The sequence below is a fragment of the Frigoribacterium sp. 9N genome (assembly GCF_902506305.1).
In the GTDB taxonomy this organism is placed as follows: Bacteria; Actinomycetota; Actinomycetes; order Actinomycetales; family Microbacteriaceae; genus Frigoribacterium.
The window spans coordinates 1396312-1416744 of sequence record NZ_LR733392.1 but is presented as its reverse complement, the minus strand read 5'-3'; the positions used below and the strand labels follow the sequence as shown (position 1 = coordinate 1416744).

Sequence of the window (20433 nt, the reverse complement as noted above, 5' to 3'; positions counted from 1 at the left end):
CCGGTTACATCGACCCTAAGGGCGCTGGTCGCCTGCGTCGGCCCCGCCGTGTAAACACCTTGTTACAAGCGTCGGACCACCGCGCGGGACCGGTTTCACGGAGGCCCTAGGGTGGTGGGCATGACTGGGGCAGGGCGGCTCGCGACGCTGGCGGACGTGGCGACGCTGGCGGGCGTGTCGAAGGCCACCGCCTCTCGCGTCCTCAGCCGCCCCGAGCTGGTGTCGCCCGACACGGCCGGACGCGTGCTCGCCGCCGCCGAGAAGCTCGGCTTCGTGCCCAACCGGGCGGCCCGTCAACTGGCGAGGGGGCGCACGGGCGTGGTCGCGCTCGTCGTGCCGACCCTCGACAACGCGTTCTTCACGCCGATCATCGCCGGGGCCCAGGCCGCGGCGGGCGAGGCCGACCTCCAGCTGACGGTCGCCGTCCACCCGCTGGCCGAGGCGGGTGAGCTGGCGGCGTTCGAGCGGCTGTCGCACCAGGTCGACGGGTTCATCGTCGTCGCCCCGCGCGGGGCCGACGACGTCGTGCGGGCCGCGACCGGCCACAAGCCGACCGTGCTCGTCGACCGCGAGGTGGCCGGGGTGTCGTCGGTCGTCGCCGACACGGCTGCCGCCTTCGGCTCGCTCGTGTCGCGCTTCGTCGCCGAGGGGCACGAGCGCGTCGTCTACCTCGGCGGGCCCGACGGCTCGTGGCAGAACACCCAACGCACGGCCGCGGTGGTCGACGCGGCGGCCGGCCGGGCCGAGCTCACGGTGCTGGGTCCCTACCCGTCGACCTTCGAAGCCGGCGTCCGGGCGAGCGACCACGTCCTCGCCTCCGGGGCGACGGCCGTCGTGCCCTACGCGACGGCCATCGGGCTCGGCCTGATGTTCGTCCTCCGGGCCGACGAGCACCGCGACCGCTCCGTCACGGTCAGCTCGGAGCGCATGGTCGTCGACGCCCTCGGTCTGGTCGGCGTCCCGGCGATCGACGTCGACGGCGAGCACCTGGGGCGGGTCGCGGCCGGCCGCCTGCTCGAGCTGCTGGCACCGGGTGGGCCGTCCGAGCCGACCTCCACGCGCCTCCCGGTGCCGGTCCGCTGGCCCTGACCTCGCCGACGGGCTGCGGAGCCCGACGCGGCTCGGCTGGAGGCGGCCGGGCCGGAGGAGGCTCGGCGGTGGGCGCCGGGCGTCGGGCGTCAGGCGTCGGGCGTCGGGCGCCTCAGCGGGAGGCGCCTCAGCGGTAGTCGGCGGGCCAGGCGAAGGCCGGAGGCGCGGTGACGGTCTCGCCGATCGGCGCGAGCACGAGGTCGATGCGTTCGAAGTCCCGCAGCGGGATGCCGGCCGGGTCGGACGTGTAGGGGCTGCCGCCGACGAAGGTGTGGAGCTCGAGCCCGTCGTCGTGCCCGAGCGAGCCGACCCCGCGTCCGTCGAGGGCGACGTCCCACTCGCTGAACAGTTGGCCCAGTACGAAGGTCTCGCGGGTGGGGGACTCGACGTGCACGATGCCGCTCGTGTCGTGCGTGTGGATCTCGGCGGCGAACTTCGCGTCCGAGTCGTGCCCGATGTCGCCGGGGACGGTCACCGCCTGCCCGTCGACGGTGATCGAGAGGTGCGTGTGCACGTGCATGGCGAGGTCCTGGCCCCAGACGTTCTCGAGACCGGCGGCGGCGGCCCGGGTCTCGAGCCGGTCGGTGGCGGGTCGACCCCACGGAGGCGCGGTGACGGCCCCTCGGACGTTCAGCGGGTTGCCGCTCTGCACCACGGCCACCCCGACCCCGCCCGCCACGAGGACGACGAGGGCGAGCAGCCCCGCGAGCACCTCGCCCGAGAGACGCCGACGAGGTCGGCGCGTACGGTCGCTCATCGGGTCGGACCGGCCTCGGCCTCGGAGGTGCTGCGGACGCGGTCCACGAGCTCGCGCCACGGCCCCGTGACCTGCTGCTCGGGCAGTTTGGCCTTGCGGGTGGGCCGGGTCTCGGCCGTGATGACCCAGACGAAGCGATCGGGCTGCACGGCCTGCGCGGCGGCCGGGGCCTGCGACCAGGGCACCTGGTCGATGAGGACGAGCCACGACTCGGTGTCGGGCTCGGAGTCGACGTCGACCGTCCAACTGCGGGTGAGACCGGCGAAGCCACCGGAGCGCGACACGGTGACCTTCATGGGCGCGATGCTACCCCGGCCGTGTCCGGGGCAGCAGGGTCTCGTGCCGGTCGGCGTCAGCTGGCCGGGGTGACCCCGACGCCCGCCCACCCGGCCGACGTCGCGCGGGTCTCGTCGGAGTCCGCTCCGTACCGTGTGGTCGCCGCCTCGACGGTGGCCGCCGCGAACTGCGCGAAGGTCGCCTCGGTCGACAGCGTGCCGCCGGTGAGCGTGTCGTACCAGATCTGCCCGGCCCGCAACCAGGCCTCGCCGCCGAGCGCCTCGGCGACGAGGTAGAAGGCCCGGTTGGGGATGCCCGAGTTGAGGTGCACCCCGCCGTTGTCGTCGGTGGTCTCGACGTAGTCGTCCAGGTGGGCGGGTTGGGGGTCTTTCCCGAGGACGTCGTCGTCGTACGCGGTGCCCGGGGCCTTCATCGACCGCAGCGCCCGCCCCTGCACCTCGGCGGTGAAGAGCCCTTCGCCGATGAGCCACGTCGCGTCGTCGGCGGTCTGCCCGAACAGGTGCTGCTCGACGAGCGCCCCGAACACGTCGCTGACCGACTCGTTGAGCGCACCCGACTGCCCCTGGTAGGTGAGGTTTGCGGTGTACTGCGTGACGCCGTGGGTGAGCTCGTGCCCGATGACGCTGACCGAGGCCGTGAAGCGCCCGAAGACTTCGCCGTCGCCGTCGCCGAACACCATCCGCTCGCCGTTCCAGAAGGCGTTGTCGTAGTCCTGGCCGTAGTGGACGGTCGCGTCGAGCGGCAGCCCGGCGCCGTCGATCGACGAGCGCCCGTAGACCTCGTGGAACAGCGCGTAGGTCGCGCCGAGGGCGTCGTACGCCTCGGTGGCGGCGACGTCGTCGGTGGCGGGTTCACCCTCGCCGCGGACGCGGACGCCCGGCAGCTCTTCGGTGCCCTGCGCGTCGAACACCGAGCGCTCGAGCACGGACTCTGCGCCGAGCGCCCCCCGGACGACCGGGGGAGTCGCGTTGCGGTCGACGGCCTCCATCGCGAGCAGGCCGTTGCGCGCCGCCCGAGGTGCCCGGTGCAGGCGGGGAGAATCGGCTTCGGCGAGGTGGGCGAGCAGGTACGGGGGGACGATGAACCGCGACATGCGTGCACTCTCGCACGCGCCTCCGACATCGGGCCCGACTGTTCACACGATCGTGACGTACCGGTCGGTCGCGCGTCGCGGGGACGGACGCAGCAGGCCTCGAGGGGCGGGGGGCGCCGTCCGCCCGACTACCGTTGAGGGCATGACCGTCACCGATGCCTCCTCGTTCGTCGACAGCAAGATCGCCGTCGTCCCCGACTTCCCGAAGCCCGGCATCCTCTTCCGCGACGTCACCCCGCTCTTCTCCGACGCCGACGCCTTCGCCACCGTGACCACGGCGCTCTCCGAGCCGTTCGACGGCGGGTTCGTCGCCGTCGCCGGCATCGAGGCGCGCGGCTTCGCGCTCGCCGGGGCCATCGCGATCGAGCAGGGCGTCGGCGTCCTCACGGTGCGCAAGGCGGGCAAGCTGCCCGGCGAGGTCCTCAGCGAGAGCTACGCCCTGGAGTACGGCGAGGCCACGCTCGAACTGCGTCCGAACCAGATCCCGGCGGGGTCGAGCGTCCTGATCGTCGACGACGTGCTGGCGACCGGCGGCACGGTCGAGGCGACCGTCACCCTGCTCGAACGAGCGGGTTACGTCGTGGCCGGCGTCGCCGTGCTGCTCGAGCTCGACGGTCTCGGTGGCCGGGCCCGCCTCGAGGGCCACGTCCCCGTGCACGCCCTGTCGTCCGCCCCCGCCTGACCTCTCGCGTCGGCCGCCGGGCGCCGGTGGCCGTCCGACCTCAGGCGAACGACCGAGCGGCCTCGAGCGCCCCGGGGAAGAGCAACCCCGCCCCGCCCAGCAGGCAGCCCAGGGCGACGAGCACGAAGACCCCGACCCAGACGACGCCCGGCACCCGGGTCAGCCCGGCGAGCTGGTCGGCGTCCGACGCGGTCGAGCGTGAGCGCCGCCGGCTGCGCTGCAGCTCGAGCGACGCCCGCAGCGCGCCGAAGCCGAGGACCGACGTCACGACGAGTCCGAACACCGCCTGCCAGGTCGGCGACGCGAAGAACGTCACGGCGACGACGAGGGCGGCGCCCAGCAGCACCACCCAGAGCCCGAACCAGTTGCGGATCTGCACGAGCATCAGCGCGAGCAGCAGCAGCAGGGCCCAGAGCAGCCCGGCCGCGTAGCCGGCCGACAGCAGCCACGCGGCGCCCAGGGCGGCGATCGCGGGTGCGGTGTAGCCGGCGAGCAACGTGATGACCATGCCCGCCCCGGTCCGCGGCCCCTTCGACACGGTCAGGCCCGAGGTGTCCGAGTGCAGTCGGATGCCCGTCAGCCGACGACCGGTCAGCACCGCGGCGAGGCCGTGCCCGCCCTCGTGCACGACGGTGACGGCGTGCCGCACCGTGTGCCAGGTGCCCGGCAGCAGCACGAGCAGCAGGCCGGCGGCGACGCTGCCGAGCAGCCACGAGCCGGGCAGGGGGGCGGCGAGCTGGCTGATCCGGGCCCAGAGGTCGGTGAGTGCGTCCACCCGACGAGCCTAGGAGGCGGGGTGCGCGGGGTCGCGCACCGCGCCTCCTCGGCCCTGCCGCGGTCGCCCCCCGGGGCGGGTCGTCCTCCAGGCTGATCTTCGGCCGTTCCGGGCGTCCTCCCACCGACCGGTGCCGCACCATGGACGGATGCGTCGCGCCGTCCTCCTCCTGCTCACCCTCGTCTACCTCGCCGGGGTCGCCTGGATGACCCTGCGACCGAGCGTCTACGACGCGGACACCGGGGCGTTGCTCTGGCGGGCGCTCGACGTCTTCGCCCGGCACGACGAGACCTCGTGGATCACCTTCGCCCGGGTCGAGGCCGCGGCGAACGTGGCGATGTTCGTCCCGATGGGCATGTTCCCCGCGCTCCTGCTGCCGAAGCGCTTCTGGTGGGTCGGCATCGTGGTCGGGTTCGCCGCGACGGTGGGCATCGAGACCGTCCAGGCGACGTACCTGTCGGCCACGCGCTTCTCCGACCCGCAGGACCTCGTCATGAACACCCTCGGGGCCGCGATCGGCGCGGCGTTCGTCGGACTCGTCCTGCCCCGGCGGCGTCGGGGTCGGGGACGGGGCCGATCGCGACAGGGGTCGGCGGCGCCCGTCTGGTAGGCTCCTCAGGTTGCCGTCTGAACGGCCGCGGAGAAAGAGAGCTCGCACATCCGGTGACGAGCACCGCGCAACGAACTGAAAGGGGATCCCTCCATGGCACTCGCACCTGACGTCAAGACCCGGATCATCGAAGAATACGCGACCCACCCCGGCGACACCGGATCCCCCGAGGTCCAGGTCGCCGTGATGACGCAGCGCATCCTCGACCTGACCGAGCACCTCAAAGAGCACAAGCACGACCACCACTCGCGTCGTGGCCTGCTGCTGCTCGTCGGCCAGCGCCGTCGCCTCCTGGGATACCTGTCCAAGGTCGACATCGAGCGTTACCGCACGCTCATCGGTCGTCTCGGCCTGCGCCGCTAGTCCTCGCGCTCCGGACGTCTCGACGACGGCCCCCTCGGCACCCAGCTCCGGCTGCACGCCGAGGGGGCCGTTCTCTCGTTCCGGGGGAGGGGCGGTGCCCGTGCTCGAGGGCAGGTGCGGCGCTCAGTACCAGTTGTTCGCGACCGAGTGCGCCCACGCGGCGCACATCGTCCCGTAGCGGCCCTGGATGTACCCGATGCCCCAGTCCACCTGGGTGCGGTAGTTCGTCTGCCAGTCCAGTCCACTCGAGGCCATCTTGTTGCCGGGCAGGGCCTGGGGGATGCCGTAGGCGCCGCCCGACGGGTTGGTCGCGTTGGTGCGCCAGCCCGATTCTTTGTTCCAGAGCTGGACGAGGCAGGTGTACTCGGCCCCGGACCCGACCTTCGTGGCCGCGTAGGTCTTGGCGCCCGCCGGGTCGTTCACCGCTCCGGTCGGGGGAGGCGTCGCTCCGCCGGGACGTCCCGTTCCGGGGACGGTCGCCCCGCCCCCGGACGATCCGCCACCTGCGGACGATCCGCCACGCGACGGCGCCTTCGCGGCGGCGGCGGCCTGGGCCTTCGCCGCGGCCTCCTGCGCCGCGTACGCCTGCTGCGCGGCGACGCCGGCCCGGTACTGCTGTTCGAGCTCCGACGTCGAGTCCTTCAGGGCGGCGAGCTGGGCGTAGAGGTCGGTCGACCTCTGGGTGGCGCTGGTCACCTCGGCGTCCGCGGTCGCCTGCGCCGCGGCGGCCTGGTCGGCCGCGGCCCGGGCGTCGCGCGCGAGCGAGTCGCGCCGGTCGGCCGCGGTCGTCGCCTGCTCGCTGAGGGACGACACCGTGTTGCTCGCGGTCGTGGCGTCGGCGAGCACCGTCTGCCACCGGTCGCCGAGCTGCGTGAGCGAGCCCAACTGGTACAGCGCGGCCCCGGGGTCGGGCGACGTGAAGAGGTCGGTGCCCAGGGTCTGCGTGCCGCCGGTGCGGAACAGGCTGCCGGCGAGCTGGCCGGCCTCCCGCTCCGCCGTGTCGGCGGAGGCCCGCGCACGCTCGGCGTCGGCCGAGAGCTCGTCCGCTCGCTGCGACGCCGCCGAGAGGTCGGACTGCGCCGCCGCGTCGGCCTGGTCGGCGAGGACCGCCTCGTCGCTGCGGTCGGACGCGGCCTTCTCGAGGCTGTCGAGCGACGCGTCGATCAGGTCGACCTGCGCCTGGGTCGCCGCGGCGTTCCCCTTCGCGGCCTCGACCTGGGCCCAGGTCGGGTACCCCGCGGCGGACGCGGCGGACGGCGCCACGAGCGTCGTCAACACGAGAGCCAAGGAGGCGCCGGTCGCCACCGCGAGGCGGCTCGCGCGACGATCCCGGCCGGACCTGTCGTGAGCACGCATGGAGACGACCCTAACGCCGTCCCCCCGGCACCGCGCCTCCCCGTCCGGGCGACACCCGCGTCGCGGACCCCGGCCGGACGGGTCCGAGTGCTAGGATCGCGCTCGGAGCAGGCCGGTACGGCTGCTGGTCACCGGTGGTGACAGGCGGAATGCCCCGACCGACGCCGAGCGTCCGGGTCGGGTGCGGGGTCCGACCGTTTCTACTGTTGGCCAGACGTGCCACCGCCTCCGTCGCGTTGTTGCACGTGCATGTCGCCATGCCGTCCACGCCGCCCGCTCCGGTACACATCGATGCCCACACGGGGCCTCGATGCAAAACAAAGAGGAGTAGCCCCCACATGGAGGGTCCAGAGATCAAGTTCGGCGAAGCCGTCCTCGACAACGGCAAGTTCGGCAAGCGCACCATCCGATTCGAGACCGGTCGTCTCGCCCAGCAGGCTCAGGGAGCCGTCGCTGCCTACCTCGACGAAGACACCATGCTTCTGTCGGCCACGAGCGCCAGCAAGAAGCCGAAGGACAACTTCGACTTCTTCCCGCTCACCATCGACGTCGAAGAGCGTTCGTACGCCGCGGGCAAGATCCCCGGCTCGTTCTTCCGCCGCGAGGGTCGCCCCTCGACCGAGGCCATCCTGGTCTGCCGCCTCATCGACCGGCCGCTGCGTCCCTCGTTCGTCGAGGGTCTGCGCAACGAGGTCCAGGTCGTCATCACGGTGCTGAGCATCGCTCCCGACGAGTTCTACGACGCCCTCGCGATCAACGCGGCCAGCGCCTCCACCCAGATCTCGGGTCTGCCGTTCTCCGGCCCCATCGCCGGTGTGCGTCTCGCCCTGATCGGTGACCAGTGGGTCGCCTTCCCCAAGGCCAGCCAGCTCGCGGACGCCGTCTTCGACCTGACCGTCGCGGGCCGTGTCGTCACCGACGCCGCCGGCAACGAGGACGTCGCGATCATGATGGTCGAGGCCGAGGCCACCGAGCACGCCTGGGGTCTCATCCAGGGCGGCGCCACCAAGCCCGACGAGGCGATCGTGGCCCAGGGCCTCGAGGCCGCCAAGCCCTTCCTCAAGCAGCTCGTCGACGCCCAGGCGACGATGGCCGCCCAGGCCGCGAAGGAGATCGCCGACTACCCGGTGTTCCTCCCCTACACCGACGAGGTGCTCGAGGCCGTCACGGCCGCCGCCGGCACCGAGCTCGCCGAGGTGTACAAGATCGCCGGCAAGATCGAGCGCCAGGACGCCGACGACGCCCTCAAGTCGCGTGTCAAGGACGCGATCGCCGCCAAGGTCGACGCGGGCGAGCTGCCCGACACGGCCCTCGGCCAGGTCGGTGCCGCCTACAAGTCGGCCACGAAGAAGGTCGTCCGCGACCGCATCCTCACCGAGCAGATCCGCATGGACGGCCGCGGCCTCGCCGACATCCGTCCGCTCGACGCCGAGGTGCAGGTCATCCCGCGCGTCCACGGCTCCGCCATCTTCCAGCGCGGCGAGACCCAGATCATGGGCGTCACCACGCTGAACATGCTCAAGATGGAGCAGCAGATCGACTCGCTGAGCCCGGTCACCAAGAAGCGCTACCTGCACCACTACAACTTCCCGCCCTACTCGACCGGTGAGACCGGCCGCGTCGGGTCGCCGAAGCGTCGCGAGATCGGGCACGGCTTCCTCGCCGAGCGCGCCCTCGTGCCGGTGCTGCCCAGCCGCGAAGAGTTCCCCTACGCGATCCGTCAGGTGTCCGAGGCCCTCGGCTCCAACGGTTCGACGTCGATGGGTTCGGTCTGCGCGTCGACCCTGTCGCTGCTCAACGCCGGTGTGCCCCTCAAGGCCCCGGTCGCCGGCATCGCCATGGGACTCGTCTCCGACACCGTCGACGGTCAGACCCGCTACGCGGCCCTGACCGACATCCTCGGTGCCGAAGACGCTCTGGGCGACATGGACTTCAAGGTCGCCGGCACGAGCGAGTTCGTCACGGCGATCCAGCTCGACACCAAGCTCGACGGTCTGCCGACCGCCGTGCTCGACGCCGCCCTCAAGCAGGCGAAGGAGGCGCGCACCGCCATCCTCGGCGTGCTCAACTCGGCGATCGACGCCCCCGACGAGATGGCCCCGACCGCGCCCCGCGTGATCTCGGTCCAGATCCCGCAGGACAAGATCGGCGAGCTGATCGGCCCCAAGGGCAAGACGATCAACGCCATCCAGGACGAGACCGGCGCCGACATCAGCATCGAAGAAGACGGAACCGTCTACATCGGTGCCGTCGACGGTCCCTCGGCCGAGGCCGCCCGCGCCCAGGTCAACGCGATCGCCAACCCGACCAACCCCGAGATCGGCGAGCAGTTCCTCGGCACGGTCGTCAAGATCGCGTCCTTCGGTGCGTTCGTCTCGCTCCTCCCCGGCAAGGACGGCCTGCTGCACATCAGCGAGGTCCGCAAGCTCGCCGGCGGCAAGCGCGTCGAGAACGTCGAGGACGTCCTCGGCGTCGGCCAGAAGATCCTCGTCGAGATCACGAAGATCGACGACCGCGGCAAGCTCTCGCTCGCCCCGGTCGTGGCGGAAGAAGCCGACACCGACTCGAGCGGAGCGACCGAGCAGTCGACCGACGAGTCCGTCGACGCGTAGTCACCGCACCACGAAGGGCCCGCCCCGACCTCGGTCGGGGCGGGCCCTTCGCCGTCCCGGCGTGGCTCCCTGGTCGCTGCCGGAGCAGGAGGCGCGTCCCCCGGATCGGGGCGGCGACACGGCGTAACGATTGGGTGCGGCGGCGGCGGAAACCGGGCGCGTGGCCGTATTCTTGATCGTGGAGGGCGAACCATACCCCATGCGATCGCACAGAGTCGCATCGGGAATTCGCGACGAGGAAGGAACGGCGTGACCGAGACGACGGCCGAGCTCGCCCGTTCTGCCACGTCCGACTTCGCCGCCGCAGCCGCCATCGCGGCCGCCGCCGCCCGGGCGTCCGCCGCCCAGCCCACCGTTCCCGTCGATCTCGGCATCATCCAGCCGCGCCGCCGTCTGGGCCTCTCCGACCTCAAGGTCTTCCCCTTGGCCCTCGGCGGCAACGTGTTCGGGTGGACGGCCGACCAGGCCGAGACGACCTCCGTGCTCGATGCCTACTTCGATCTCGGCGGCAACTTCGTCGACACGGCCGACTCCTACGCCGGGGGTCGCAGCGAGATCATGATCGGATCGTGGATGCGCTCCCGTCGATCACGCGACGACATGGTCGTGTCCACCAAGGTGGGCAAGAGCGCCGACAACCCCGGTCTGACCCCCCGCGCGATCGAGCGGGCCGTCGACGCGTCCCTCGAGCGGCTCGGAACCGACCACATCGACCTGCTCTACCTGCACGTGGACGACACCGAGGTGGCGTTCGAGCGCACCCTGCTGGCCGTCGACCACCTCATCCGGGTGGGCAAGGTCCGATGGTTCGGTGGTTCCCATCACTCGGGCAACCGCCTCTACGAGGCCCGCATCGCGGCGGGGATGCTCGGAATCGCCCCGATGGTGGCCCTGCAGAACCAGTACAACCTCCTCGACCGGTCCGAGTACGAGAAGGGCCTGGCGCACGTCGCCGCGCAGCAGCGACTCGCCGTCATGCCGCGCTTCGCCCTCGCCAGTGGGTTCCTCGCGGGCAAGTACCGTTCGCGCTCCGACTTCGCCCACAGCCCCCGTCGCCGGGCGCTCGCGAAGTACTTGTCCAAGAGGGGCCTCAGGGTCGTGCACGAGCTGGACCGCATCGCGTCCGTCCACGAGGTCTCGAGTGCTGCGATCGCGCTGGCCTGGTTGCTCGCCAAGCCGAACGTCGTGGCACCGGTGGCCAGTGCGACGAACGCCAAGCAGGTCTACGAACTCGCCCAGGCCGCGCGGGTGCAGCTCACACGCAACCAGGTCCTCGACCTCGACCGCGCCTCGGCCTGACCGCCAGGCGACGTGGTCGGCCCGTACCTGGGGGTACCCGACGACGACGTCCGCGGGGACGGCGCCACGGTGACGCGCTGCCGGGACAGCGCCCATGGTGACGTCGATGTGCTGCGTCGTCCGCCGATGACCTAGGCGGCGACGAGGAGCCGCTCCGCCGTGCGGCGCAGGGAGGCCGCCGCGGCGATGGCGTCGCCGGCGTAGGCGCCCACCTGGGCGCCGTCGAGGGCGAGGACGAGATCGTCCGCTGCGTCGCCCGGCAGGGGGTGGCCCGCGACCTTGAAGAGGGAGACCATCTCGGCCGTCAGCCACTCGCGGTGCTCGGCGATGGCGAGACGGACGGGGTGGGTCGGATCGCTGAACTCGGACGCCGCGTTGGCGAAGGCCGAGCCTCGGAACGACACGGTCTGGAGTCGGGCGCCGACCGCCTCGAGGTACGCCTCGAGGGTCGCGCGGCCCCCGTCGTGGGCCTCGACCAGGGCGGACAGCTCGGCTGCCTCGAGGTCGTGACGACCGGCGAGGTACTCGAGCACGAGGGTGTCCTTCGCGCCGAAGTGCTTGTAGAACGTCGCCTTGGTCACCGACGACTCGGCGATGAGGCGGTCGACGCCGACGACGCGGACGCCCTCGTCGTAGAACAGGCGATTGGCGGTCGTCAGGACGCGGGATCGGGCACCGGGGACGGGGGAGTCGGCGCGAGGGCGACCAGGGAGACGCTGGACGGCCGGTTGGGGGGAATCGACCGTCACAGCGTGGCTCCTTGGGACGTCTCGGCTAGAAGCCGCGTGGGGGACGCGCGCTCCGGACCTTCTGACGACGTCCGACCAGCCGCCGACGACGACCATCAGGGGGGATGGGGTCGTCGTCGGTGGTCTGACTCTAACACCGATGAGGACAAACAGAGTTGTCTGTTTGTCCTCAGAATCGTCCCCCAGTTCGGGTGCCAGCCGTCCCGTGGGGCTCACGGACTACCGCAGGGGAGGTCGCCTAGGCTCGACATGATGAACGGCCCTGTCTCCTTCCCGCTCGACGAGGTCGAGATCTCCTTCCGCGCCACGGGCGACGCGCTGGTGAGGCGCACCGTGCTGCCCTCGGGCGTCCGGGTGCTCAGCGAGCGCATGCCCGGGGCGCGCAGCACGACCATCGGCCTCTGGGTCGCGGTCGGGTCCCGTGACGAGTCGGACGCCGAACGGGGGTCGACCCACTTCCTCGAGCACCTCCTCTTCAAGGGCACCCCGACCCGGTCCGCCCTCGACATCGCGGTGTCGTTCGAGTCGGTGGGTGGCGAGCACAACGCCGCGACGGCCAAGGAGTACACCTGCTACTACGCCCGGGTGCGCGACGTCGACCTCGACGACGCGATCGACGTGCTCACCGACATGGTGACCTCGTCGACCCTCGACCCGGCCGAATTCGAGACCGAACGAGGGGTGATCCTCGAAGAACTCGCCATGGCGGAGGACGATCCAGCCGACATGGCCGGTGAGCGGCTCTTCGAGTCGGTCTTCGGCGACCACCCGCTCGGTCGTCCGATCGGGGGGTCGCCCGAGAGCATCCGTGCTGCGGCCCGCGACGACGTGGACCGGCACTACCGAGCGAACTACCGTCCGCAGGATCTCGTCGTGTCCATCGCCGGGGCGGTCGACCACGACCGAGCACTCGAGCGGTTGACGGCGGCGCTCGACCGGGCCGGGTGGCCCACCGAGTCGGCGTCGCCCGTGCCCCGTCGCGACGACGCACCCGTCGGGCTCGTCGCGGGTGAACCGCTCCAGGTGATCCGGCGTCCCCTCGAGCAGGCCACCGTCCTGCTGGGGCTGCCGGGCATCTCCGTCGGGGACGACCGTCGACCCGCCCTGGCCGTGCTGAACTCGGTGCTCGGCGGGGGCATGTCGTCTCGACTGTTCCAAGAGATCCGTGAGCGCCGTGGACTCGCCTACTCGGTCTACTCGTTCGCCCCGAGCTACTCCGACGCCGGTCTCTTCGGGCTCTACGCCGGGTGCACGCCCGCCAACGCGGGTGAGGTCGCCCGGCTCATGCTCGGCGAGCTCGAAGGCCTCGCCACCGACGGCATCACCGACGACGAGCGCCGACGAGCCCTCGGCCAACTCGGAGGGGCGGCGGCCCTCGCCCTCGAGGACAGCGACACCCGGATGAACCGCCTCGGTCGAGCCGAGATCTCGACCGGTGAGTTCGTCGACCTCGACACGTCCCTCGCCCGGGTCGAGGCCGTGACGTCCGACGACGTCCGGACGTTGGCGGACCGCCTCCTCTCCGGCCCCTTGTCGACCGTGCTGGTGGGCGAGGTCGACGAGACGTCCTTCCCGATCCCGACGACGACGTCGGGAGCGACCCCTCGATGAACCAGGAGACGACGGTGTCCCATTACCTCTACCTCGTCCGGCACGGCGAACAGCAGGACGCCGAGCACGGACTGCCCGACGGTCCACTGAGCGAACGGGGCAAACGCCAGGTGCGCCTCCTCGCCGAGCGCCTCGGGGGAGTCCCCTTCGACGCAGCGTGGCACTCCCCGCTCGAGCGTGCCGAAGAGACGGCCGCGATCATGACCGAGCGCATGCCGGCACTCGAGTCACAGCCGTCGACCCTCCTCTTCGACTGCGTGCCGTCCGGTCCGACGGCCGACATGCCGTCGTCCTACAAGCCGTTCTTCGGCGGGGTCACGGACGAGCAGATCGAGGCCGGGCAGGCCCAGATGTCCGACGCGGTCGCCGAGTGGCTCACCCCGGCCCGAGAGGATCGCCACGATCTCCTCATCACGCACAACTTCGTGATCGGATGGTTCGTCCGCGAGGTGTTCGGAGCGCCGGACTGGCGGTGGATGGGCGTCAACCAGGCCAACGCCGGGTTGACGATCATCCGGGTGCGATCGGCGAAGCCGCCGGAGCTCGTGACGCACAACGACCTCGGGCACCTGCCCGTCGAGCTGCGCACCGGCCTTCCGGTCGAACAGCCCTTCTGAGCTCTTCGTCCGCCGGTGGCCCCCTCAGGCGGTCCCGCGCGGGTCCTCTGCCCGGACGGCCTTGCCGTACCACGTCGTGGCGTTCGGGTTCGCGTTGTAGGGCTCGATCGTCGCGTACCCCGCGCTGCGGTAGAGCCCCCCGGCAGCCGCCAGGCTGTCGTTCGTGTCGAGCACGATCTCGTCGGCCCCGAATGCGGACGCCCGACGTTCGAGTTCGTCCAACAAGGCCCGACCGAGACCCAGTCCCCGGCCCGCGGGACGCACGTAGAGGTGCTTGACCTCGTACCGCACGGCCCCCGAGGCCGAGGGGGCGATGAGTCGGATGCCGCCGCACGCGGTCGGCTCGGAGGCCCGACCCGCGTCCGGGTCGGCCGCTTCTCCCTCGACGACGACGAACACGCCGCCCGGTGGCACGAAGGCCGTGGCGTCAGGCAGGGTCGTCGTGTACGTGCCTTGTGCCGAGGGGAAGGTGCTCTCGCGCTCGGTGAAGTACTCGGTCAGGAGGGCGGCGGCATCGGGGGAGGAGACGCTCGTCTCGCGGAACCTGGGCATGCCGTCCATGCTAGGTCGCGGCGCGGCCCGGTCCGTCGTGGTGCCCCCGGTAAGTTGGACGGCATGACTTCGCGCATCGCCGTGGTGGGAGCCACCGGCACCCTCGGTTCGTTCATCGTCGGCCTCGTCGAGCGCACCCCGGGGCTCGAGCTCCACGCCGGTCTCTCGTCCCGCGACGATCTCGACGACGTCCTCGGGGCCGACCTCGTCGTCGACGTCACGCACCCTGCCGTCAGTCCGGGGATCGTCGAGCACGTCGTCCGCGCGGGCATCCCGGTGCTCGTCGGAACCTCGGGCTACAACGCCGAACGCCTGGCCCGTCTCTCGACGGTCGTCTCCGACGCGGACGGCCCCGGCGTCCTGGTGGTGCCGAACTTCTCGATCGGCTCGGTGCTCGCGACGCGGTTCGCCACCCTCGCGGCGCGCTTCTACGAATCCGTCGAGATCGTCGAGGCGCACCATCAGGGCAAGGTCGACTCGCCGTCGGGCACGGCCGTGCGCACGGCGGAACTCATCGCCGAGGCTCGTCGGGACCTCGGCCCGGTGTCGGCCCCGCACGCGGACCAACGGGCCAGGGGTCAGCAGGTGGCGAGTGTGCCGGTGCACAGCATGCGCCTCCGCGGCGTCGTCGCGAGGCAGGAGGTCGTCTTCGGCGGTGACGGCGAGACCCTCACGCTCACGCACGACACGCTCTCGCAGCGCGCGTACGAGAAGGGGCTCCTCGTCGCCATCGAGGCCACCCCGGGCGTGACCGGGGTCGTCGTGGGGCTCGACGCCGTCCTGCCCCTCGAATCGTGAAGGGGCGTGCGGCCGCGCTCCTGATGGCGCTGCTCCTGCTCCTCTACGTCGTGCTGGTCGGTCAGCGGGCCGTCCTCTTCCTGTCGACGGGCGAACCGGTCGCCATCGCGCTCGGCGTCGCCCTGCTCGTCCTCCCCCTCCTGGGACTGTTCGCCCTGGTGGTCGAGCTGCGCTTCGGTCTGCGTACGCAGCAGATCGTCGGGCAACTCGCGGCCGAGGGCGGATTGCCGGTCGACGACCTGCCACGGCGTACCTCCGGTCGGTACGAGCGCGAGGCGGCCGACGCGGCGTTCCCCGCCTACAAGACGGCCGTCGAGGCGGCACCCGACGACTGGCGCGCGTGGTTCCGCCTGGGCCTGGCCTACGACGCCTGCGGTGACCGCCGACGAGCTCGTCAGGCCCTGCGCTGGGCCATCAAGCTCCGGCGCGAGACGGCCGGCTGAACCCGCCCACCCGAGTCGTGCGCGTGCTCAGAGCGCGTCGACGAACGCTGTCAGCGCGTCCTCGACCGTGCGGTGCCTGAAGGTGAAGCCGTCGCGCTCGAGCACCTCGGGCACGACCTGCTGGCTCGGCAGCAGCATCTCCCGCCCGGCCTCCTGCATGGCGGTCGAGATGACGGCCTCGGGAACGCCCAGCAGGTAGGGACGGTGCAGGTCGGCCGCCAGGGTGCGCGTCACGAGGTCGCTCGTCGCCGGCGTGGGGCCGACCAGGTTCACGGGTCCCGAGACGGACGACGTGAGGAGGTGCACGATCGCGGCGGCCTCGTCGTGCAGGCTGATCCAGGGCCAGAACTGGTCACCGGTGCCGAGTCGTGAGCCGAGCCCCAGCTTGGTGAGCGGCAGCAGGGGCTTGAGCGCGCCTCCTCCGGGGCCGATGACGATGCCGGTCCGCAGCATCACGACGCGCGTGGCCTCGGGGGCCTTCCGGGCGGCGGCCTCCCAGGCGACGACGACGTCGCTCAGGAACCCCTCACCCCGGCCGCTCGACTCGGTGAGTCGTTCGCCGGGCCGATCGCCGTAGACGCCGACGGCCGAGCCGCTGAGGAACGTCGAGGGCGCCGTGGACGCCGCCGCCATGCCGTCGACGAGCGTCGACGTCGCGGCCAGACGTGACTCGAGGATCTCGCGCTTGTACCCGGCCGTCCAGGGCAGACGACCCAAGGAGGCGCCGGCCAGGTTCACGACGGCGTCCGCGCGGGCGATCAGGTCGTGGTCGACGATGCCGGCGCTGGGCACCCAGGTGTACTCGTCGTCGGCCCGGGGTTCGCGACGCACCAGCGAGAGCGGACGGTGGCCTGCCTCGCGCAGCTGGCGGGTGAGTTCGGTGCCGATCATGCCGCTGGCGCCGGAGATCAGGACGGTGAGTGCGTCGGTCATGGGGACACCGTATTCCGGCCCGCTGGGGGAGCGTCCGCCGGTGGCGCGGGCGCTTCCCGTCGGGAGCGCCCTGCGAGGTAGAGTCGACGCCGTGCCCGAGACCGAAGCCACCCCCGCCGTGCCCGCCGACAAGACCCCCGAGTTCCGTTCCGACGTCACCGTCGAGCTGGTCCGCTCGAGTGCCCACGACTCCGACGTGCTGTTCGCGGCCCGGGTCTCCACCATGGGCGAGCTCACACTCGACGGCGCGCAGGCGTCGGCCGACGGGGCCCAGGCGACCAAGGGTGCCGGCCTGATCAACTACCTGATGCGCGACCGTCACGGCTCGCCGTTCGAGCACAACTCGATGACCTTCTACGTGCAGGCGCCGATCTTCGTCTTCCGCGAGTTCATGCGTCACCGCATGGCCAGCTACAACGAAGAGAGCGGTCGTTACCGCGAGCTGAACCCGGTCTTCTACGTCCCCGCTCCCACGCGCAACCTGCAGCAGGTCGGCAAGCCCGGCGCCTACGACTTCCTGCCCGGCACACCCGAGCAGTCCGCGCTGGTCGACGAGGCCACCCGCGCCGCGTCGGTGCAGGCGTTCGAGGCCTACCAGCGCATGCTGGACGCCGGCATCGCCCGCGAGGTCGCGCGGATCGTGTTGCCGTTGAACATCTACTCGTCGATGTACGTGACCGTGAACGCACGGTCCCTGATGAACTTCCTGAGCCTCCGGACGAAGCGCGAGGGCACCCACTTCCCGTCGTTCCCGCAGCGCGAGATCGAGATGTGCGCCGAGAAGATGGAAGACCTCTGGGCCGAGCTCATGCCCCTCACCTACGCGGCGTTCGGGGCGAACGGGCGCGTCGCCCCCTGACGGCCGTCCTCGCCGACGCGACCGGCGCCTCCTGACCGGGGCGTCCGACGCCTCACGAGGAGGTCGGGCCCGACGCGAGCCAGTACGCTGGAGGGCGTGTCGAACATCAGCAACCCCTTCGGTCAGGTCCTCGTCGCCCTCGTGACGCCGTTCACCGCTGACGGCGAGGTCGATTGGCCTGCTGTCGAGAAGCACATCGACGACTGCATCAGCGCCGGGGCCGACGGCATCGTCGTCACGGGCACGACGGGCGAGACCAGCACGCTGACCGACCCCGAGAAGCTCCGACTCGTCGAGGTGGGCAAGTCGGTCGCCGCAGGCCGGGCCAAGATCATCACGGGTGGCGGGTCGAACGAGACGGCGCACGCCATCCAGCTCTACAAGGCCAGCGAGAAGGCCGGCGCCGACGGCGTCATGATCGTCACGCCTTACTACAACAAACCCACGCAGGCCGGTGTGCTCACGCACTTCCGCATGATCGCCGACGCGACCGACCTGCCGGTCATCCTGTACGACATCCCGGGCCGCACCGGCATCCCGATCAGGTACGAGACCCTGCTCCGGGCCGCCAAGCACCCGAACATCGTCGCCGTGAAGGACGCCAAGGGCGACTTCGCCGAAGTCAGTCGCGTCCTGAACCAGACCGACCTCCTCTACTTCTCGGGCGACGACGCCAACGTGCTGCCCCACCTCGCCATCGGCGCCTCGGGCCTCATCGGCGTCACCGCGAACATCGCCGCGGCGCCGTACCGCACCATCGTCGACGCCGTGAACGCCGGCGACCTGCACACCGCGACCGAGGCCCACCAGATGCTCGAGCCGCTCGTCCGCGCCGTCATGACGCACGTGCCGGGCACCGTCGCGGCGAAGTACATCCTGCACGGCCTCGGGCGCATCTCGAGCCCCCGCGTGCGCCTCCCCCTGGTCGGCCCGGAAGACAGCGAGGCCGCCCTGATCGAGGACGAGCTGTCGCACGTGGGCTCGATCCCCGGCCTCGACCTCAGCCGCTTCCGGCCCGACCGCAACGCGGCGGCCGGCGGTGCGCTGCCCAAGGTGCACGGCACCACGCGCTGACCTCCTGATCCCCGCCGACGACGACGTCGGCCGCAGACCTCCCGCACAGAGGGGCACGAGCCCCACGCCAACCGAAGGAACAGATGCCCACGACAATCCACGCCCCCCGAGAACTCGCCAAGGGCACGCTCCGCGTGATCCCGGTCGGCGGGCTCGGCGAGATCGGCCGCAACATGACGGTCTACGAGATCGACGGCAAGCTGCTCATCGTCGACTGCGGAGTGCTCTTCCCCGAAGAGCACCAGCCCGGCGTCGACCTGATCCTGCCCGACTTCTCGCCCATCCGTGATCGCCTCGACGACATCCTCGCCGTCGTGCTGACGCACGGCCACGAGGACCACATCGGCGCCGTGCCCTACCTCCTGCGACTCCGCAAGGACATCCCGCTGATCGGTTCGCAGCTGACGCTCGCGCTGATCGAGGCGAAGCTCAAAGAGCACCGCATCACGCCTTACACCCTGGCCGTCAAAGAGGGTGGGCGCGAGTCGCTCGGGCCGTACGACCTCGAGTTCATCGCGGTCAACCACTCGATCCCGGACGCTCTCGCCGTCGCCATCCGCACGTCGGCAGGCACCGTGCTGCACACCGGCGACTTCAAGATGGACCAGCTGCCGCTCGACGACCGCATCACCGACCTCCGGGCGTTCGCCCGCCTCGGTGAAGAGGGCGTGGACCTCTTCCTGCCCGACTCGACGAACGCCGACGTGCCCGGGTTCACCGCGCTCGAGCGGGACATCGGGCCCGTGCTCGACGACGTGATCCGCCGGGCTCCGCGTCGCGTGGTCGTCGCGAGCTTCTCGAGCCACGTGCACCGCGTCCAGCAGGTGCTCGACGCGGCTCACGCCAACGGTCGCCGCGTGGCCTTCATGGGCCGCTCGATGGTCCGCAACATGGGCATCGCGGCCGACCTGGGGTACCTCAAGGTGCCGGACGGCGTCCTGATCGACGCCAAGAAGGCCAAAGACCTTCCCGACGACCGCATCGTCTACATGAGCACCGGGTCACAGGGCGAGCCGATGGCCGTCCTCGCCCGCATGGCGAACCTCGAGCACCAGATCGAGATCGGCGCGGACGACACGATCATCCTCGCGTCGAGCCTGATCCCCGGCAACGAGAACGCGGTCTACCGCGTCATCGACGGCCTCACCAAACTCGGGGCCAAGGTCGTCCACAAGGGCAACGCCAAGGTCCACGTCTCGGGGCACGCCTCCGCCGGCGAGCTGTTGTACTGCTACAACATCCTGCGGCCGAAGAACGTCATGCCCGTCCACGGCGAGCACCGGCACCTGTACGCGAACGCGGCGTTGGCGGTCCGGACCGGCGTGCCGCAGAAGAACACCATCCTCGGCGAGGACGGCATCGTCGTCGACCTGCGCGACGGAGTCGCCGAGGTCGTCGGCCAGCTCGACATCGGTTACGTCTACGTCGACGGCTCGACCGTCGGCGAGATCACCGACGCCGATCTGAAGGACCGCCGCATCCTGAGCGAAGAGGGCTTCATCTCGGTCTTCATCGCGATGGACGCGTCCACGGGCCGTGTCGTGGTCGGACCCGAGATCCAGTCGCGTGGCTTCGCGGAAGACGAGCGGGTCTTCGACGACGTCAAGCCCAAGATCATCGCGGCCCTCACCGAGGCGGCGGAGAACGGCACGCGTGACACGCATGCCTTCAGCCAGGTCGTGCGGCGCACGGTCGGTCGCTGGGTGAACACGCAGCACCGTCGTCGTCCGATGATCGTGCCGGTGGTCATCAGCGCCTGACGCGCAGGCACACGACGACGGCCCACGGGAGACCCCGTGGGCCGTCGTCGTACCCCGGGCGCGAGGCCGGCACTCTGATGGTCCTCGAGGAGGGCATCGCGGGC

At 71.3% G+C, this 20433-nt stretch carries 21 protein-coding genes; 13 read left to right on the top strand and 8 right to left on the bottom strand.

What is annotated here, in order from left to right; genetic code table 11:
• Positions 1-120: 120 nt before the first annotated feature.
• The gene (locus tag ARTHRO9V_RS09690) at positions 121-1089 is read left to right on the top strand and encodes a LacI family DNA-binding transcriptional regulator (RefSeq protein ID WP_159826838.1); all 969 of its coding nucleotides are present in this window, start codon (positions 121-123) and stop codon (positions 1087-1089) included.
• 127 nt (positions 1090-1216) lie between these two features.
• On the opposite strand, the gene ARTHRO9V_RS09685 is transcribed toward ARTHRO9V_RS09690, so the two are convergent.
• From ARTHRO9V_RS09685 to ARTHRO9V_RS09675, 3 genes are read right to left on the bottom strand one after another with little or no spacing between them, the layout of a single operon-like run.
• Positions 1217-1846: a hypothetical protein gene (locus ARTHRO9V_RS09685; RefSeq protein ID WP_159826836.1), complete on the bottom strand. Its 630-nt coding sequence runs from the start codon at positions 1844-1846 to the stop codon at positions 1217-1219.
• Positions 1843-2142 carry a protealysin inhibitor emfourin gene (locus tag ARTHRO9V_RS09680; protein ID WP_056048144.1) on the bottom strand — a complete coding sequence of 100 codons (300 nt, stop codon included), beginning with the start codon at positions 2140-2142 and terminating at the stop codon, positions 1843-1845. The genes ARTHRO9V_RS09685 and ARTHRO9V_RS09680 overlap by 4 nt, the downstream gene beginning before the upstream one ends.
• Positions 2143-2198: 56 nt before the next feature.
• Positions 2199-3236 carry a M4 family metallopeptidase gene (locus tag ARTHRO9V_RS09675; RefSeq protein ID WP_159826834.1) on the bottom strand — a complete coding sequence of 346 codons (1038 nt, stop codon included), beginning with the start codon at positions 3234-3236 and terminating at the stop codon, positions 2199-2201.
• Between the two features lie 142 nt (positions 3237-3378).
• Here ARTHRO9V_RS09675 and ARTHRO9V_RS09670 point away from each other — a divergent pair, with 142 nt between their 5' ends.
• Entirely contained in the window at positions 3379-3918 is a 540-nt protein-coding gene (locus ARTHRO9V_RS09670; protein WP_054147222.1) for an adenine phosphoribosyltransferase, read from the top strand.
• 40 nt (positions 3919-3958) lie between these two features.
• Here the strand turns inward: ARTHRO9V_RS09670 and ARTHRO9V_RS09665 are convergent, their stop codons facing one another.
• A complete protein-coding gene (locus ARTHRO9V_RS09665) occupies positions 3959-4693 on the bottom strand; it encodes a M50 family metallopeptidase (protein ID WP_123571797.1) in 735 nt (244 codons plus the stop codon).
• 148 nt (positions 4694-4841) lie between these two features.
• Between ARTHRO9V_RS09665 and ARTHRO9V_RS09660 the strand changes: the two genes are divergently transcribed.
• Both ARTHRO9V_RS09660 and rpsO read left to right on the top strand, forming a co-directional pair.
• Positions 4842-5303, top strand: a complete 462-nt coding sequence (locus tag ARTHRO9V_RS09660; protein WP_056048134.1) for a VanZ family protein — start codon at positions 4842-4844, stop codon at positions 5301-5303.
• A gap of 93 nt (positions 5304-5396) precedes the next feature.
• Positions 5397-5666 carry a 30S ribosomal protein S15 gene (rpsO, locus tag ARTHRO9V_RS09655; RefSeq protein ID WP_043596660.1) on the top strand — a complete coding sequence of 90 codons (270 nt, stop codon included), beginning with the start codon at positions 5397-5399 and terminating at the stop codon, positions 5664-5666.
• A 123-nt stretch (positions 5667-5789) separates the two neighbouring features.
• Here rpsO and ARTHRO9V_RS09650 read toward each other — a convergent pair whose 3' ends face one another.
• Positions 5790-7022 carry a hypothetical protein gene (locus tag ARTHRO9V_RS09650; protein ID WP_159826832.1) on the bottom strand — a complete coding sequence of 411 codons (1233 nt, stop codon included), beginning with the start codon at positions 7020-7022 and terminating at the stop codon, positions 5790-5792.
• Between the two features lie 338 nt (positions 7023-7360).
• Here ARTHRO9V_RS09650 and ARTHRO9V_RS09645 point away from each other — a divergent pair, with 338 nt between their 5' ends.
• Both ARTHRO9V_RS09645 and ARTHRO9V_RS09640 read left to right on the top strand, forming a co-directional pair.
• Positions 7361-9634: a polyribonucleotide nucleotidyltransferase gene (locus ARTHRO9V_RS09645; RefSeq protein WP_056048130.1), complete on the top strand. Its 2274-nt coding sequence runs from the start codon at positions 7361-7363 to the stop codon at positions 9632-9634.
• Positions 9635-9883: 249 nt separating this feature from the next.
• The gene (locus ARTHRO9V_RS09640) at positions 9884-10933 is read left to right on the top strand and encodes an aldo/keto reductase (protein ID WP_236557008.1); all 1050 of its coding nucleotides are present in this window, start codon (positions 9884-9886) and stop codon (positions 10931-10933) included.
• Between the two features lie 131 nt (positions 10934-11064).
• Here the strand turns inward: ARTHRO9V_RS09640 and ARTHRO9V_RS09635 are convergent, their stop codons facing one another.
• The gene (locus ARTHRO9V_RS09635) at positions 11065-11682 is read right to left on the bottom strand and encodes a TetR/AcrR family transcriptional regulator (protein WP_123571792.1); all 618 of its coding nucleotides are present in this window, start codon (positions 11680-11682) and stop codon (positions 11065-11067) included.
• Between the two features lie 252 nt (positions 11683-11934).
• Between ARTHRO9V_RS09635 and ARTHRO9V_RS09630 the strand changes: the two genes are divergently transcribed.
• On the top strand, positions 11935-13293 hold the full coding sequence (locus ARTHRO9V_RS09630; RefSeq protein ID WP_159828629.1) for a pitrilysin family protein: 1359 nt from the start codon (positions 11935-11937) through the stop codon (positions 13291-13293).
• 14 nt (positions 13294-13307) lie between these two features.
• Entirely contained in the window at positions 13308-13910 is a 603-nt protein-coding gene (locus tag ARTHRO9V_RS09625; protein WP_056049062.1) for a histidine phosphatase family protein, read from the top strand.
• A 24-nt stretch (positions 13911-13934) separates the two neighbouring features.
• On the opposite strand, the gene ARTHRO9V_RS09620 is transcribed toward ARTHRO9V_RS09625, so the two are convergent.
• Positions 13935-14462 (bottom strand): N-acetyltransferase, encoded by a 528-nt coding sequence (locus tag ARTHRO9V_RS09620; RefSeq protein ID WP_159826830.1) that lies wholly within the window; start codon positions 14460-14462, stop codon positions 13935-13937.
• A 63-nt stretch (positions 14463-14525) separates the two neighbouring features.
• Between ARTHRO9V_RS09620 and dapB the strand changes: the two genes are divergently transcribed.
• Positions 14526-15260 carry a 4-hydroxy-tetrahydrodipicolinate reductase gene (dapB, locus tag ARTHRO9V_RS09615; RefSeq protein ID WP_159826828.1) on the top strand — a complete coding sequence of 245 codons (735 nt, stop codon included), beginning with the start codon at positions 14526-14528 and terminating at the stop codon, positions 15258-15260.
• Positions 15261-15283: 23 nt separating this feature from the next.
• Complete coding sequence (locus ARTHRO9V_RS09610; protein WP_123571887.1) at positions 15284-15703, top strand: tetratricopeptide repeat protein; 420 nt, start codon at positions 15284-15286, stop codon at positions 15701-15703.
• Positions 15704-15730: 27 nt separating this feature from the next.
• On the opposite strand, the gene ARTHRO9V_RS09605 is transcribed toward ARTHRO9V_RS09610, so the two are convergent.
• Entirely contained in the window at positions 15731-16636 is a 906-nt protein-coding gene (locus ARTHRO9V_RS09605; protein WP_159826826.1) for a TIGR01777 family oxidoreductase, read from the bottom strand.
• 91 nt (positions 16637-16727) lie between these two features.
• On the opposite strand from ARTHRO9V_RS09605, the gene thyX reads away from it, so the two are divergent.
• From thyX to ARTHRO9V_RS09590, 3 genes are all read left to right on the top strand, one after another.
• Positions 16728-17495 carry an FAD-dependent thymidylate synthase gene (gene thyX, locus ARTHRO9V_RS09600; protein ID WP_233568516.1) on the top strand — a complete coding sequence of 256 codons (768 nt, stop codon included), beginning with the start codon at positions 16728-16730 and terminating at the stop codon, positions 17493-17495.
• A 96-nt stretch (positions 17496-17591) separates the two neighbouring features.
• Positions 17592-18569, top strand: coding sequence for a 4-hydroxy-tetrahydrodipicolinate synthase (dapA, locus tag ARTHRO9V_RS09595; protein ID WP_123571789.1), 978 nt, complete (start codon positions 17592-17594; stop codon positions 18567-18569).
• Between the two features lie 83 nt (positions 18570-18652).
• The gene (locus ARTHRO9V_RS09590; RefSeq protein ID WP_043596674.1) at positions 18653-20329 is read left to right on the top strand and encodes a ribonuclease J; all 1677 of its coding nucleotides are present in this window, start codon (positions 18653-18655) and stop codon (positions 20327-20329) included.
• The last annotated feature ends 104 nt before the right edge of the window (positions 20330-20433 follow it).

Excerpts from the sequence above, each read along its gene's own strand:
- ARTHRO9V_RS09660 (WP_056048134.1), top strand. The coding sequence starts at position 4,842 with ATGCGTCGCGCCGTCCTCCTCCTGCTCACCCTCGTCTACCTCGCCGGG.
- ARTHRO9V_RS09650 (WP_159826832.1), bottom strand. The coding sequence starts at position 7,022 with ATGCGTGCTCACGACAGGTCCGGCCGGGATCGTCGCGCGAGCCGCCTC.
- ARTHRO9V_RS09610 (WP_123571887.1), top strand. The coding sequence starts at position 15,284 with ATGGCGCTGCTCCTGCTCCTCTACGTCGTGCTGGTCGGTCAGCGGGCC.
- ARTHRO9V_RS09605 (WP_159826826.1), bottom strand. The coding sequence starts at position 16,636 with ATGACCGACGCACTCACCGTCCTGATCTCCGGCGCCAGCGGCATGATC.
- ARTHRO9V_RS09630 (WP_159828629.1), top strand. The coding sequence starts at position 11,935 with ATGAACGGCCCTGTCTCCTTCCCGCTCGACGAGGTCGAGATCTCCTTC.
- ARTHRO9V_RS09685 (WP_159826836.1), bottom strand. The coding sequence starts at position 1,846 with ATGAGCGACCGTACGCGCCGACCTCGTCGGCGTCTCTCGGGCGAGGTG.
- ARTHRO9V_RS09690 (WP_159826838.1), top strand. The coding sequence starts at position 121 with ATGACTGGGGCAGGGCGGCTCGCGACGCTGGCGGACGTGGCGACGCTG.
- ARTHRO9V_RS09670 (WP_054147222.1), top strand. The coding sequence starts at position 3,379 with ATGACCGTCACCGATGCCTCCTCGTTCGTCGACAGCAAGATCGCCGTC.
- dapB (WP_159826828.1), top strand. The coding sequence starts at position 14,526 with ATGACTTCGCGCATCGCCGTGGTGGGAGCCACCGGCACCCTCGGTTCG.
- ARTHRO9V_RS09675 (WP_159826834.1), bottom strand. The coding sequence starts at position 3,236 with ATGTCGCGGTTCATCGTCCCCCCGTACCTGCTCGCCCACCTCGCCGAA.
- ARTHRO9V_RS09620 (WP_159826830.1), bottom strand. The coding sequence starts at position 14,462 with ATGCCCAGGTTCCGCGAGACGAGCGTCTCCTCCCCCGATGCCGCCGCC.
- ARTHRO9V_RS09590 (WP_043596674.1), top strand. The coding sequence starts at position 18,653 with ATGCCCACGACAATCCACGCCCCCCGAGAACTCGCCAAGGGCACGCTC.
- ARTHRO9V_RS09680 (WP_056048144.1), bottom strand. The coding sequence starts at position 2,142 with ATGAAGGTCACCGTGTCGCGCTCCGGTGGCTTCGCCGGTCTCACCCGC.
- rpsO (WP_043596660.1), top strand. The coding sequence starts at position 5,397 with ATGGCACTCGCACCTGACGTCAAGACCCGGATCATCGAAGAATACGCG.
- ARTHRO9V_RS09645 (WP_056048130.1), top strand. The coding sequence starts at position 7,361 with ATGGAGGGTCCAGAGATCAAGTTCGGCGAAGCCGTCCTCGACAACGGC.